Here is a 14,106-nt window from a genome sequence, read left to right as displayed (position 1 = left end):
AGAAACTATCTTACCAAGTCTATGAATGTTTTGCAACCCCTTTTTGCGCAAAAAATGAATTGTATGACTAGAAAGTTACGAAAATCGTCTGAAAAGTTACGAAAACGCTGTAACATGATATAATTATTACCAGAGACCCGCCACTGGGAGGATGAAAACTAATGAGTAAAATTTTAGTCGTTGATGACGAAAAACCAATTTCAGATATTATTAAGTTTAATTTGACAAAAGAAGGATATGACGTTGTCGTGGCCATGGATGGTCGTGAAGCGTTAGATCTATTTGAAAGTGAAGATCCTGATTTAGTGTTGTTGGATCAGATGTTGCCTGAACTTGAAGGAACCGAAGTGTTGCGTCAAATTCGTACGAAGTCACAGACACCAGTTATTATGGTGACTGCTAAGGACTCAGAAATTGACAAAGTGCTTGGTTTGGAGATGGGGGCGGACGATTACGTGACGAAGCCATTCTCAAATCGTGAGTTGTTGGCGCGTATTAAAGCAAACCTACGTCGTCAGACGCCAGTTGTCGGTCAAAATGTGATGGATGACAGTGGTGATATTAAGATTGGTGCTTTGACGATTCACCCGGATGCTTACATGGTATCTAAGAATGGTCAAGATATCGAATTAACACACCGCGAATTTGAATTGTTGCACCACTTGGCTAAGCACATTGGTCAAGTGATGACGCGTGATGACTTGTTGCAAACGGTTTGGGGCTACGATTACTTTGGGGACGTGCGCACGGTTGACGTTACGGTTCGTCGAATTCGCGAAAAGATTGAAGAAACACCAAGTCACCCACAAATTTTGATGACGCGACGTGGTGTTGGTTACTATTTGAAGGCGTCTGAAGAATAATAACTAAACATTCGATAGAGTGGCTGTTAGCTACTATAAATAACGTACGTAACAGGCTGATGCCCTGCCGATTGGCATGGCATTAGCCTTTTTTAGTCAAAGTGGGAGATTTTAATGGCTGAAGATATGCAAGAGCCGAAGAAGTGGCGACGTTTTTTCTCGTCGATCCATTTTAAGATTGCATTAGTATTTACGCTCACGTTGTTGGTGACACTTGAGTTAGTTGGTGCCTTTTTCGTAAAGCGTTTGGAACAACAAAACCTGGCGAGTTTCCGAACCCAAATTGCTTTACCGGCATATGTTAATGATTCATTAACACAACAATTAACAAGTAGTGATCAGACAAAAGTGAATGCGGATATTCACACGATTTTGACATCGGTGAATAATGCGTCAATTTCTGAGATTACAGTTGTTGACTCCTCAGGGATTGTACGTGGCACAAGTGATATTAATAATCAAGACGAAGTGGGTCAAAAAACGACGGATGCCAATGTGAAAGCAGCGTTGGCTGGCGGTAAATATACCAAGAATCCGGTTGAGCAGCGTTCGGGCACACGGTACCAAGTGATGGTAAAGCCACTGGTTAGTTCATCAGCAGGCGAAAGTAACATCGTTGGGGTTGTTGAGGTTCGGGCTAGTTTAGAGACGGTTTATGACAATCTGAATCATATTTCACTGATTTACTTCTCTGCGTCGTTGCTGGCCGTGATGCTAGGTGTCGTGATGGCGGTTATTATCTCACGTAGCTTAACGAAGCCAATTGCGGAAATTAATGATCGAACAACTCGTATTGCGCAAGGTGATTATTCGGGTGGTATTTTAGTTCGCTCAAATGATGAGATTGGCCAACTGGCTGAAAATGTTAACGCCTTGGCTGTTCGAATTGAAGAAACAACGAATTCGACAGAGTTTGAACGTCGTCGATTGGATTCGGTGCTGGAACACATGACGGATGGGGTTATTGCAACTGATCGTCGTGGTAGCATCAACATCATTAATACGGCAGCACTGCAGATGACAGGAATTGATGACAGCACGGTTGCGATGGGGCAATCGATTCTGGAAGTTCTGCAAATATCAGATCGTTATAATTTGCGTGAATTGCTTGATAATCAAGAAGAATTATTGCTTGATTTCAGTACGGATGAGCGTCAATTGATTATTCGAGCGTACTTTAGTTTGATACAACGCGCGTCAGGCTTTATTTCAGGGCTGGTCATTGTGCTGCATGACGTCACAGAACAGCAGCGAATTGAATTGGAGCGTCGGCAATTCGTTTCAAACGTGTCACACGAGTTACGGACGCCGTTGACGTCTGTGAAGTCATACGTTGATGCGTTGCAAGAGGGTGCGATTGATGATCCTGAAGTGGCGCGCAATTTCTTGGCGGTTGCACAAGATGAAACGACCCGTATGATTCATATGATTAATGATTTGCTTGAGTTATCACGGATGGATTCAGGCACAATGAAGCTTGAAACAGAATATGTTAACGTGGGTGAGTTGTTTAATTATATTTTGAATCGTTTCGACATGATTATTGCGAACGATGATAAACCTGAAAAGTACTACACGATTAAACGTGAAATTCCAAAGGTGCAAATCTGGGTTGAGTTAGATACGTCTAAGTTCACCCAGGTAATTGATAACATTATGAATAATGCTATTAAGTATTCACCAGATGGTGGTGTGGTAACGGCCCGGATGATTGATAATCAGAAGGAAGTTGTGTTGAGTATCACAGACCAAGGTTTGGGAATTCCTAAAAAAGACTTGGGTCACATTTTTGATCGTTTCTTCCGTGTGGATAAAGCGCGTTCGCGTGCCCAAGGTGGTACGGGACTGGGATTGGCAATTTCAAAGGAAATTATTGAACGTTTTGGCGGCCGGATTTGGGTAGAATCGGCTGAGGGACAGGGCTCGACGTTCTCGATTTCATTGCCATATGAACCATACGATCCTACTGATGATGAGTGGGATGACGGAGAATGGGATGATTAATCGTCTACATTTTCGTTTGAAGGTGTTGATGCGCCGTTTCGGCCTTGTCACGGCGTTGATACTTGCAATTTTAGTAAGTTTAATTTTGTCGGTTGGTTTGTGGCGAAGTCCAGGGCGTGATTTGAAAAACGCGTCGGATGCGGATGCCACTAAGCAGGTTGTGGCGGCCAAGTCAGTGACCGGACTGTATGATTTAGATCAACTGGTGTATAACCAAAAAGATGGACAATACATGGTTGTGGACTACCGACCAACAACGACTAAGATGATTAAACGGTTAGCGGATTGGCAGATGACGTTTGATAAGAAGGAACGGTTATCGAATAAGGGTTATCTGAAAGCTTTGGCACAATCAAACACAATGGTAATGGCATTTCCAGATGCGGTTGCGGGTAACATTGTGGATGACATGCTGAGCGGTGATTTAGATTTGCCGACGAATGCTGAGATTAGTCGTATTCGCGTGCCGATGGGTGATGCGAATACGGTAGCGTTTTTTGATGATAAAAAACGCGTGGTTTATCGTTACAAGGTGACCTCTGCTGCTAAGACGATGGCTTCCTTTAAAATGAGCTCTGAAACTGTGCCAGTGGCGTACCGGTTAAACGGCAAGCATCTTTTGACGGATACGTTATCAGATGTGTCGCTACGTTCGTATAGTTATCTAATGGAGACGAATGGGACAAATAATTATTTGTCTTCGCTATTTGCTGGCACGACCACACCGAGTGCAACGCGTAAGGGAGATATCCTAACGTATAATGATGGGTCATCACGACAAATGACATTGAATACGAACAGCGGTGTGGTACACTTTGACGCCTATGACGTTGATAATGTCGGCGATGACTTCAATGAGCGAATGCGAATGGGCTACGATTGGTTAGTCCGCATTCATCAGATTCCGGATAACATTTATTTCTTTGAGAGCCACGATATGGGCCGTAATTTAACGTACCGATTATACGTGAACGGGTTACCGATTTATAACCAAACGACGTATGGAACGGTTCAAATTAAACAACATGATGTGCGACACGAAGAAATTGATTTTTCACAGTACTCGCTTCAGGTGCCACTACCAGCGGACAATGATTCGCGGGCCACGCTTTCTGATTCCGCTGCAGTTTACAAACAATTAGCGGATATTGGCATTAGTAAGAAACAAGTTGTTGATTTAGCATATGGTTATCGTTGGGTGTCTGACACGACTGAAAATGTGGTGACTTTGCAGCCTGAGTGGTACTTTGAGGTCGGCGACAAATGGCAAGCGGTGAAGGATGCGATTGCTGATGCGCAACAGGAGGGCGACGACTAATGGATTTTAAAAAGATATTAGCGACTTTTCTGGCTGTGTTTGTGGTGATTGATATTTTTTTAGCTGTGCAATGGTTTCAATTACATCAGCCTGCTTCCAATCCAACGTCATCAGAAAGTATTCTCACTGAGATGCGAAATGATGGCATTAAGGTTGGTAAACTTGGTCAAACTGAGAAGACGGGTGTCTATCTTGCCGGTAAGAGTGGCGAGACGTTTTTGCGAGATCGGTTATCGACATTAAGCAAGACGTGGGATGCGAAGCTGACGAATGATCAATTAACCGTTACGCCTAGTCGCACGATTAATCTAGGGAAGTCACGTGCAGACGTGCGCAAAGCAATTGATAAGATTGTTAACGATCCACGCAAGGTTATTGCCGGGTCGCAGTATCGCTATGATGCGAAGTTAACGGAGTATGCTAACAAAACCTCGACAGAGTCGGACGTTGTGGTTTATGCCCAGAAGATTTCTGATTCACGGTCGTTCATGTCGCAACGGGCGCAAATTAGATTTGTGCTCACCGCAAATCATGAATTAAAGAGCTATACGCAAAGTTATGTTGAAAATCCACAGGTGCTGCGTGACTCAACAAGTTTGATTTCGGAAGAGAAAGCGTTAATTGGGGCATATCAGTACAATGAGATTCCTAATAATGGCACGGTTAACTGGAGTGAGCTGGGGTATTCACCATTGACGACGGTGCATGGTGATATTATTTTTGTACCAGCTTGGATTTTTTCAGTAACAGACCCTTCTGATGAAACGACAATTTTACGGGTCAATGCGCTAAATGGCTCATTGATGAAATAATCACGTGTTAGAATAGTTAATGACGAAACGCCACATGACATTTTTGTCGTGTGGCGTTTTTTAACAGGTGATAAATACGATTAAGATAGGGGATGCACAAAGTGGCAAGTGAATTTAGTGTGTCAATGTTGGCTTCGGGTAGCCAAGGAAATGTGACCTATATTGAAACCCCCACGCATAAGGTGTTGGTGGACGCAGGGTTATCAGGTAAAAAGATTGATGGCCTAATGTCCCAAATTGGGCGATCGTTACAGGATGTTGATGCATTGTTTGTGACACACGAACATAGCGATCATATTGCGGGTGTTGGTGTTTTAGCTCGTAAATACGGGTTTGATATTTATGCTAATGCCAAAACATGGGATGCGATGGCCGGTAAAATTGGTAAGGCAAAGCCAGAACAAATGAACCTGTTTGAAGCGGGGGATACGAAGTTATTTGGTGATTTAGACGTCGAGAGTTTCAGCGTGTCGCACGATGCGGCTGATCCACAGTTCTATGCGTTTCATCACAATAATAAAACGTTCGCTATGTTAACTGATACGGGTTATGTGAATGATCGCATTGCTGGGACAATCCGTAATGCCGATGCGATTTTGATGGAAGCGAATCACGATTATGAAATGTTACGGATGGGTGGTTACGCTTGGTCATTGAAGCAACGTATTTTGAGCGATCAAGGACACTTATCAAATGAAGATGGTGCCTTAGCATTGACCGAAATTTTGGGTGATCGGACTAAAAATGTTTATTTGGGGCACTTGAGTCAAGAAAACAACCAAAAGCCATTGGCACATTTGACGGTCCAGCAAGTATTGGAAGAACATGACTTTGGTGTTAACCATGATTTTAATTTATTTGATACGGATCCAGCGGTTGCGACGAAATTGTTCGAGGTCTAAATTAGCGACCTTAAGCCGTCTTAAAGGGTTTATTTCTATAATTACGGTACAATAATCGGAAAATAGACATGGAGGGGAATAACCATGGACAACGGAGATAAGCGAGAGAAAAGTATGAAAAAGACATCAACCACAAAAATAGCAATTATCGGGATTGTTGCCGGGCTAGTCGGCGGTGGTGCCGCTGCTGGTGGCGTAACTTACCTGAATAATGCCGGCACTTTTTCAACAGTTACGACTGGTAAGACGACACCGGTGAAGGTAAGTAACTCGAACGTGAAGGGCGAATCTGATGCAACGAAGGCCTTTAACAAGGTGTCGGGCGCAGTTGTGTCAGTGATTAACTTGCAAAAGCAACAATCACTTTCAGACAGCGGCTCATTATTTGGTGGGTTGTTTGGTGGTGATGAGTCATCGTCAAGTGATAGCAAGTCAACAGATTCATCAGACCTTCAAACGGCTTCTGAGGGATCAGGAGTGGTTTACAAGAAGGATGGTAACACGGCTTATATCGTCACGAACAACCACGTGGTTTCAGGGTCAAACGCGTTGCAAGTCTTGTTGAGCGATGGGACTAAGCTGACGGCGACGTTGGTTGGTACTGATGAGCAAACTGATTTGGCTGTGTTGAAGATTAATGCAAGCAAGGTATCAGAGGTAGCTGACTTTGCTAACTCAAGTAAGATTGAGCCGGGACAATCAGTTTTGGCCATCGGGTCACCATTGGGATCAGAGTATGCGACGTCAGTGACAGAAGGAATCATTTCAGCAACGAAGCGTGAAGTCGATGCCACAAATGAGAATGGTGATTCACTCGGTAAGGCCACGGTTATCCAAACGGACGCGGCAATTAATCCCGGAAATTCAGGTGGCCCATTGGTAAACTTGGCCGGTCAAGTCGTTGGTATCAACTCAATGAAGTTGGCATCGTCAACTGACGGTACGTCGGTTGAAGGAATGGGATTTGCGATTCCGGCTAATACGGTAGTCAACATCATTAACGAGTTGGAGAAGAATGGAAAGGTTGAACGACCAGCTTTGGGCGTTTCAATGGTTGATTTGAGTAACGTCTCAACGACGGATCAATCAACAATCTTGAAGTTGCCAACCAGCGTTTCAGGTGGTGTCGTGGTCATCAGTACTGAAGATGGTTCAGCAGCAGCGACTGCGGGCTTGAAGAAGTACGATGTGATTACCAAGATTGACGATACTGAGGTTACTGGTTCTGGTGACTTGCGAGATGCTTTGTATAAGCACAAGGTTGGTGACACGATTAAGGTAACTTACTACCGCGATGGTAAGCAAAAGACGACTGACGTGAAATTGACGAAGACGACGAGCTCATTATCAACGAAGTCAGAAGCAAATCAAAACTAAAAAAACGTGAAAAACAGGGCACATTTTGCGATGTGTCCTGTTTTTGCAACTAATTTCTTACTGAAAGTTAGTTTTGTTAATCAATTGAAACATTCTATTTACATAAAATTCATACGAATTGGCTATTATATATTTATCCACTGTTCCTAGTGGATTTCATTACTCCCCAAAGTACATGAAGCGTCACGCAGTTCCCCAAACTGCGTGACACCCCCCTCGCTGGTTGCGATAGTAGCCGGCGGCGGACCATCGTTGCGTTCCCCCTCTTGCACGATGGTCTTTTTTTGTACAAAAAATAAGGTTCGATAGCATAAGCTGTCGAACCTTTTTCGTTGGTATTAATTAACACTAAATTCCAAACGTAACGTATAGTCACCAAGAACTGTTTCGCCAGTTAACAAAGAATAAGCGATTTCAACAATACCACTGTCGAAAGTATCAGCCACGTTTGCTGATAAAGTTGTTGTTTGAACATCAAGTAGCATTGAACCTTGGGCTGTGGTGTAACGAGTGGGGATGGTTTGATCGGCCATAAACCGCAAATGAGTGGCGCTTTCGCCAGAACGCTTTAGCGACACTTCACCATCCGGACGTACTTTGAACGTGACTGGGGTTTCAAATCCTGCTTGGTGCTCGGTATAGCGTAAGTAGGCCGTGCCGTTCATTTCGACCAGGGTGCCGGTTTCTGTAAAAGTAAAGGTCTCTTTATCACCGTCTTGGTGGATAGTTGTTTGTAATTTTACTGATACGGGTCGTTCGTTGTTAGTGGCAGACATATAAAATCTCCTTATAAAATCCTATTGAACCTATTATACAGGCTTTTGTACGTTATAATGTAAGAAACAATTGATCTGATAAATCAGAAAGGCGTTGTGGCAATCATGATGACAACAGTAAAAGAGAAAGTTTTCCGCGACCCAGTGCATAACTTTATTCGTGTCCAAGATCAGGTTATTCTTGACTTGATCGGCACCACTGAGTTTCAACGGTTGCGACGCATCAAGCAGTTGGGCGTTGCCAGTGCCGTCTTCCACGGTGCGGAACACTCACGATTTTCACATTCATTAGGGGTCTACGAAATTGCACGGCAATTTGCTGATCACCTTGAGAAGTTTTTCCCTTCTAAGGAACCTGGGGATGGCTTGTGGGATGCAAACGAACGATTGGTGTTGTTAAGTGCGGCGTTGCTACATGATTTAGGCCACGGCCCATACTCACATACGTTCGAACATATTTTTAATACTGATCACGAAGCTTATACGCAACAAATTATTTTGTCACCAGAAACAGAAATCCACCAAGTGTTGGCTGAGGTGGCACCTGATTTCCCGGCCAAGGTGGCGAGTGTGATTGCCAAGACCTATCCGAACCCGCAAGTGGTGCAATTGATTTCAAGTCAAATCGATGCCGACCGGATGGATTATCTGTTACGAGATGCTTATTATTCGGGTGCCACTTACGGTGAATTTGATTTGTCACGCATTATTCACGTGATGCGTCCTTATGAGGGCGGGATCGCCTTCGATCAAAAGGGCATGTATGCCATTGAAGACTATGTGGTCTCACGCTACCAAATGTACGTGCAGGTGTACTTCCACCCGGTTTCACGTTCGTTTGAGGTGTTGCTACAACATCTACTAGAACGTGCGAAGTTCTTGTACGATGAGAGTCAGGCAGATCCACGTATTTCAGCGGATTTCATTTCGCCAGCCTTACAACCGCTCTTCGCCGGTGAGGTGACACTCCAACAATACTTGATGTTGGATGACTCGGTCATGCTGGCTAATATTAGCGAATGGCGTTTGGCTGATGATGCGATTTTAGCTGATTTGGCAACACGTTTCTTGGATCGTAAACCACTGAAGTCGATTTTGATTGAAGATGATGCACGTAGTTTGCTGCCAGCAATTACGAAATTGATTTCATCAGCTGGGTTTGATGAGCGTTATTACACCGCAGAAAACGATAGTTATGACTTACCGTATGATGCTTATAATCCGCGTGATAAAAAGCCACGAACCCAAATTGAATTAATTCAGCCAGCTGGTGAGTTGGTTGAATTGTCAACGCAAAGTGCGCTGGTTGAAGCGATGACAGGCCGCATCTTTGGTAATGCCCGCTTCTTCTTCCCACGTGAGATGATGAGTGAACATGCTGTGGGTGATGTCATGGCGCCGCTTTACAATGAATTCCAGCGTTATGTGCATAACGAAACACTAATTGCACCAGTAACTAAATAAGGTGGGCCGAGTGCTGCCAGACGAAACCGTTTATGGGGGATAAACATGACGATTAAGCTAATTACAATTGATATTGATGACACATTGGTGAATACAGCCAAGCAAGTTACGCCACGTGTGAAGGCTGCATTGAACGAAGCAACGGCGCAAGGCGTTAAAGTTGTTCTGACGACAGGACGTCCATTGCCGGGCGTGCAAGAATACTTGGATGAACTGGGATTGAACAATCGTGACGACCAGTATGCAGTGACGTATAACGGTGGCGTTGTGCAAACTACCTCAGGTAAGGCGCTGGGCGGTCAGGAATTGTCGTACGACGATTATTTGACGTTGCGTGAAGTGGCCAATGACTTGGGTGCGTACCTGCAAGTTGAAACGTTGGATGCTGCCTATACAACGGATGACACAATCAACTATTGGGCAAGTCGTGAAAACTTCTTGATTAAGATGCCGTTGCATGTGACGGATATGGCTGAGATGGATCCAAATGACCATTATGTTAAGTTCATGTTTATCGGTGACGAAGCCGACGTGGATCGCTGGCGTGAGGCATTGCCCCAAGCCATTCGTGATAAGTACTATATTGTCAAGTCAACGCCCCAACACTTGGAGTTCATGCACAAGGATGCTACGAAGGGGAGCGGGTTATTGGCACTAGCAGAATTGCTGGGCATCGACCGATCAGAGACCATGGCGTTGGGCGACCAACAAAATGATCTGACGATGATTGAGGCGGCTGGTTTGGGTGTCGCCATGGGAAATGCAGTGCCTGAAGTGAAGGCAATTGCGGACGTTGAAACCACGACACAAAATGAAGATGGCGTTGGTGTGGCAGTCGAAAAATGGGTTCTTGGTCGAGATATGCCGGAATTGGCGGATTAACCGAGAATAATATTTGCCGAAATGCCTGAAATATTGTAAGATAAGACATTGAGTAAGACCGCGAAAGGACGTGCAGTGATTTGGCATTAACACAATTTGACGGCCAAAATAAGGCTGAGCTTTCAATGATTGAAGTTGCTCGTGCGATTTTGTCTGACCGTCATGACACCATGGCGTTTAGTGATTTGTTGAATGAAGTACAATCATTCACTGGTAAGACGGACGAAGAGATTCGTGCGCGCTTGGCACAATTTTACACTGATTTGAATATTGACGGTTCATTCATTTCTTTGGGTGATAACGTTTGGGGGCTTCGTTCATGGTACCCAATCGACTCAATCGATGAAGCCGTTCACTTGGATCTTGAAGAAGAAGAAGGTCAACCAAAGAAGAAGAAGCGTAAGAAGATCAATGCCTTCTTGGCAGACGTTGCAGATGATGACGATGTTATCGACTACAATGATGATGATCCTGAAGACGATGACTTCGGTGACGTTGAAGAAGAAGACGAGACGGCAGCTGCATCAGATGATGATGACGATGCGGATGACGACGATGACGACGATTCAGATGACAACTTCGGTAATGACGAAGTTGCCGGCGGAATCGGTGAAGAAATCGGTGGCATCGCTCCAGTCGACGACGACTATGGTTCAGGTGACATCGAACGTTAATTTTTAATTAACAATAAAAACGCATGGCTGTGATGGCTATGCGTTTTTTTGTGATTGTTAAAACGTTTTTGCATTTTCTTAAGAATTCCCGTAAACTGGTAAAGTTGCTTTTTTAGAGGTAACCGCGAGAAAGCCCTCGCGTAATAAAGTAAAGCGTGCGCGGTAAACCGCACGTTAATCAAGAACCGGAAGAGAGGTATTCATTATGAATGCACCACAAACGTCCCCAAAGTTTTCTTGGGAACACGTCGCTAAAATTTTTAAGCCATCATGGTATGTCGAACAGATGAAGGGCTGGGCAACAGCCTCATACATGTTGTTGATGTTCGGGTTTGGTTTTCTGATTAGTCAAACGATTGCTAACCCTGTTACGGGGATGGCTGTTTGGACGTTGATTGCCGCCTTGCTAGGGTTTACGACAACCTTGGCAATTACGAATGCACGACCTGTGAACGGTATTTTAGGGTTAATTTCGGCCCTTGTATACATCGGTTTGGCAATTGAAGCGCACAACCCGGCAGATGCAATTTTGCAATTCGTTTATATTATTTTGTTGGATTTGCCGGTTATTTTAATGCCATCATGGTCAAAGAATGTGGCCATGAATGTACGCAAGATTAGTGAAGTAAAAGATCGTGGCGAAAAAATGACCTTTGCTAAGACACGGACGTTCTTTGTTTTAGTCTTTGTCTTGTCATTTGTGGCGCTGTACTTTTTCGAAATTTATATCACACACTCACCACGTCCGTTGATTGACGCGGGTGCAGCTGCTATCGGAATTACCGGGGCAGTGTTAACGACGCTCCGCTTTTCAGAGGCTTACTACATGTGGTTCCTACAGGGAATCGCACAAGTTGTCTTGTGGGGGATGACCGCCGCACAAGGGGATGCCTCATTGGTCTTGTTCTTTACGTACATGTTGTACATGGGAAACGACGTCATCGCCTTCTTTGCCTCACCATGGTTTAAGAAGAGTTTGCGTGTGGCAGATAAAGAAGACTAGGAATGTCGGAGGTTTTTAAAACCTTCGACGTGACCAAGTCGCCCTTATCAGGTGCGTCCTTGTTCTTGATTCCTGGCCAAAGCCAGGGATCTTAGAACAAGAGCTGCTGTGGCAAAGATTAAAATAAATAATATTGGCACTTAATATTGACTTACTTTGAAAAGGTGTGTATTATTAAGTTCCGGGCTCTTGTATTTGTTTAATACAAGACGTAATCAAAGTTGATTAACGCTCCCAACGCTATAATTAGCATTGGGAGCTTTTTTATTTTTTATTGCTCCTGCACAAAGAACTCGGAGGATTATTTTTATGACAGCTAAGTACGTCTTTGTTACCGGTGGTGTGGTTTCATCATTGGGTAAAGGTATCGTCGCAGCATCATTGGGCCGCTTGTTGAAGAACCGCGGTTTCAAGATTGCCGTACAAAAGTTTGATCCATACATTAACGTCGACCCAGGAACGATGTCACCATATCAACACGGTGAAACTTTTGTCACTGATGATGGTTTGGAAACTGACTTGGACTTGGGACACTATGAGCGTTTCATCGACATTAACTTGAACAAGTATTCAAACGTGACGTCAGGTCGTGTTTACTCTGAAGTTTTGGCCAAGGAACGTCGTGGTGATTATGATGGTGCAACTGTACAAGTTATTCCACACATCACGAATGCATTGAAGGAAAAGATGATGCGCGCCGCTGAAACAACGGATGCTGACATCGTGATTACTGAAGTTGGTGGAACGGTTGGTGATATTGAATCATTGCCATTCATCGAAGCATTGCGTCAAATGAAGCGCGAAGTTGGTGCTGAAAACGTCGCATACATCCACACGTCATTGATTCCATACTTGCGTGCTGCAGGAGAAATGAAGACGAAGCCAACGCAACACTCAGTTGCTGAGTTGCGTTCATTGGGAATTCAACCTGACATGTTGGTTGTTCGTACTGAGCAACCAATTACGCCAGAGATGCGTGAGAAGTTGGCATTGTTCACGGACGTTGCGCCAGAAGCAGTTATTGAGTCTTTGGACGTTGACATCTTGTACGAAATTGCTTTGAACATGCAAAAGCAAGGCATGGACGATGTTATCTTGAAGCGTTTGGGCTTGACGGCTGAACCAGCTGACATGACTGAATGGACAGCCATGATTGAAAAGATCCGCAACTTGAAGAAGAAGTTGAAGATTACGTTGGTTGGAAAGTATGCTGATTTGCAAGATGCCTACATTTCAGTTAACGAAGCATTGCGTGCCGGTGGTTACGCGGTTGACGCTGATGTAGAAATCAACGCCATCAACTCAGAAAAGGTTAACGATGAGAACGTTTCAGAATTGTTGGCTGATGCTGATGGTGTGATCGTGCCTGGTGGGTTCGGAGCTCGTGGTACTGAAGGTAAGATTTCAGCAATCCAATTTGCTCGTGAGAACAATGTGCCATTCTTGGGCGTATGCTTGGGAATGCAATTGGCTTCAGTTGAATTTGCTCGTCACGTCCTTGGTTACGCGGATGCCAACTCAATTGAGTTGAACCCAGACACAGATGCGCCAGTTATCGCTTTGATGAACGACCAAAAGGAAGTTACGGATCGTGGTGGTACTTTGCGTCTTGGTTTGTACCCAGCTGACTTGAAGGATGGTACGTTGACGAAGGCAATCTATGAGGGTCAAGATGAGATCCAAGAGCGTCACCGTCACCGTTACGAATTCAACATTGATTACCGTAAGGAATTCGAAGATGCTGGTATGGTCTTTGCCGGAACGTCACCTGATGATCGCTTGATGGAAATTATTGAATTGCCAGAAAACGACTTCTTCGTGGCTGCCCAATACCACCCAGAATTCTTGTCACGTCCATACCGTCCAGAACCTTTGTACGGTGCCTTTGTTAAGGCTGCTTTGGACAAGAAGGAAGCTTAATTTAGTTAATGTAAGAGCTCGTTTCCAATGATGGGGAACGAGCTCTTTTTTACGGGGACTGGCTTTCTCAATATTTCGTCATAGAACTAACCAAATTGATAATTTTAAAGT

General features: G+C 44.3%; 12 protein-coding genes. 11 read left to right on the top strand and 1 reads right to left on the bottom strand.

Annotated elements, in window-relative coordinates:
* Window positions 1-161 precede the first annotated feature (161 nt).
* The 6 genes from yycF to ESE_RS0104725 all read left to right on the top strand — a co-directional run bounded on the left by yycF (window position 162) and on the right by ESE_RS0104725 (window position 7,276).
* On the top strand, window positions 162-863 hold the full coding sequence (gene yycF / locus ESE_RS0104750) for a response regulator YycF (protein ID WP_010372075.1): 702 nt from the start codon (window positions 162-164) through the stop codon (window positions 861-863).
* 114 nt (window positions 864-977) lie between these two features.
* Window positions 978-2,867, top strand: a complete 1,890-nt coding sequence (walK, locus tag ESE_RS0104745; RefSeq protein ID WP_010372072.1) for a cell wall metabolism sensor histidine kinase WalK — start codon at window positions 978-980, stop codon at window positions 2,865-2,867.
* Window positions 2,860-4,185, top strand: a complete 1,326-nt coding sequence (gene yycH, locus ESE_RS0104740) for a two-component system activity regulator YycH (RefSeq protein ID WP_010372070.1) — start codon at window positions 2,860-2,862, stop codon at window positions 4,183-4,185. Before walK ends, yycH begins: the two co-directional genes overlap by 8 nt.
* Complete coding sequence (locus ESE_RS0104735; RefSeq protein ID WP_010372067.1) at window positions 4,185-4,997, top strand: two-component system regulatory protein YycI; 813 nt, start codon at window positions 4,185-4,187, stop codon at window positions 4,995-4,997. Before yycH ends, ESE_RS0104735 begins: the two co-directional genes overlap by 1 nt.
* Before the next feature lie 92 nt (window positions 4,998-5,089).
* Window positions 5,090-5,899, top strand: a complete 810-nt coding sequence (locus tag ESE_RS0104730; protein ID WP_038228981.1) for an MBL fold metallo-hydrolase — start codon at window positions 5,090-5,092, stop codon at window positions 5,897-5,899.
* 114 nt (window positions 5,900-6,013) lie between these two features.
* Entirely contained in the window at window positions 6,014-7,276 is a 1,263-nt protein-coding gene (locus ESE_RS0104725) for a S1C family serine protease (RefSeq protein WP_029237456.1), read from the top strand.
* A gap of 338 nt (window positions 7,277-7,614) precedes the next feature.
* Here ESE_RS0104725 and ESE_RS0104720 read toward each other — a convergent pair whose 3' ends face one another.
* Window positions 7,615-8,052: a YwiB family protein gene (locus ESE_RS0104720; RefSeq protein ID WP_010372059.1), complete on the bottom strand. Its 438-nt coding sequence runs from the start codon at window positions 8,050-8,052 to the stop codon at window positions 7,615-7,617.
* 105 nt (window positions 8,053-8,157) lie between these two features.
* On the opposite strand from ESE_RS0104720, the gene ESE_RS0104715 reads away from it, so the two are divergent.
* From ESE_RS0104715 to ESE_RS0104695, 5 genes are all read left to right on the top strand, one after another.
* A complete protein-coding gene (locus tag ESE_RS0104715; protein WP_010372056.1) occupies window positions 8,158-9,516 on the top strand; it encodes an HD domain-containing protein in 1,359 nt (452 codons plus the stop codon).
* A gap of 45 nt (window positions 9,517-9,561) precedes the next feature.
* A complete protein-coding gene (gene yidA / locus ESE_RS0104710; RefSeq protein WP_010372054.1) occupies window positions 9,562-10,398 on the top strand; it encodes a sugar-phosphatase in 837 nt (278 codons plus the stop codon).
* Between the two features lie 80 nt (window positions 10,399-10,478).
* A complete protein-coding gene (gene rpoE / locus ESE_RS0104705) occupies window positions 10,479-11,072 on the top strand; it encodes a DNA-directed RNA polymerase subunit delta (protein ID WP_010372050.1) in 594 nt (197 codons plus the stop codon).
* 205 nt (window positions 11,073-11,277) lie between these two features.
* On the top strand, window positions 11,278-12,075 hold the full coding sequence (gene pnuC / locus ESE_RS0104700; protein WP_010372047.1) for a nicotinamide riboside transporter PnuC: 798 nt from the start codon (window positions 11,278-11,280) through the stop codon (window positions 12,073-12,075).
* A gap of 309 nt (window positions 12,076-12,384) precedes the next feature.
* Complete coding sequence (locus ESE_RS0104695; protein ID WP_010372043.1) at window positions 12,385-13,995, top strand: CTP synthase; 1,611 nt, start codon at window positions 12,385-12,387, stop codon at window positions 13,993-13,995.
* Window positions 13,996-14,106: the final 111 nt, after the last annotated feature.

This window comes from Weissella cibaria KACC 11862, from assembly GCF_000193635.1.
GTDB classification, from domain to species: Bacteria; Bacillota; Bacilli; order Lactobacillales; family Lactobacillaceae; genus Weissella; species Weissella cibaria.
Note: the sequence above shows the minus strand (reverse complement) of the source record. Positions and strands in the feature narration are given on the sequence as shown.

Bases quoted from the DNA above. Each gene is read 5' to 3' on its own strand.
- yycF (WP_010372075.1), top strand. From the start codon at position 162: ATGAGTAAAATTTTAGTCGTTGATGACGAAAAACCAATTTCAGATATT.
- walK (WP_010372072.1), top strand. From the start codon at position 978: ATGGCTGAAGATATGCAAGAGCCGAAGAAGTGGCGACGTTTTTTCTCG.
- yycH (WP_010372070.1), top strand. From the start codon at position 2,860: ATGATTAATCGTCTACATTTTCGTTTGAAGGTGTTGATGCGCCGTTTC.
- ESE_RS0104735 (WP_010372067.1), top strand. From the start codon at position 4,185: ATGGATTTTAAAAAGATATTAGCGACTTTTCTGGCTGTGTTTGTGGTG.
- ESE_RS0104730 (WP_038228981.1), top strand. From the start codon at position 5,090: ATGCACAAAGTGGCAAGTGAATTTAGTGTGTCAATGTTGGCTTCGGGT.
- ESE_RS0104725 (WP_029237456.1), top strand. From the start codon at position 6,014: ATGAAAAAGACATCAACCACAAAAATAGCAATTATCGGGATTGTTGCC.
- ESE_RS0104720 (WP_010372059.1), bottom strand. From the start codon at position 8,052: ATGTCTGCCACTAACAACGAACGACCCGTATCAGTAAAATTACAAACA.
- ESE_RS0104715 (WP_010372056.1), top strand. From the start codon at position 8,158: ATGATGACAACAGTAAAAGAGAAAGTTTTCCGCGACCCAGTGCATAAC.
- yidA (WP_010372054.1), top strand. From the start codon at position 9,562: ATGACGATTAAGCTAATTACAATTGATATTGATGACACATTGGTGAAT.
- pnuC (WP_010372047.1), top strand. From the start codon at position 11,278: ATGAATGCACCACAAACGTCCCCAAAGTTTTCTTGGGAACACGTCGCT.
- ESE_RS0104695 (WP_010372043.1), top strand. From the start codon at position 12,385: ATGACAGCTAAGTACGTCTTTGTTACCGGTGGTGTGGTTTCATCATTG.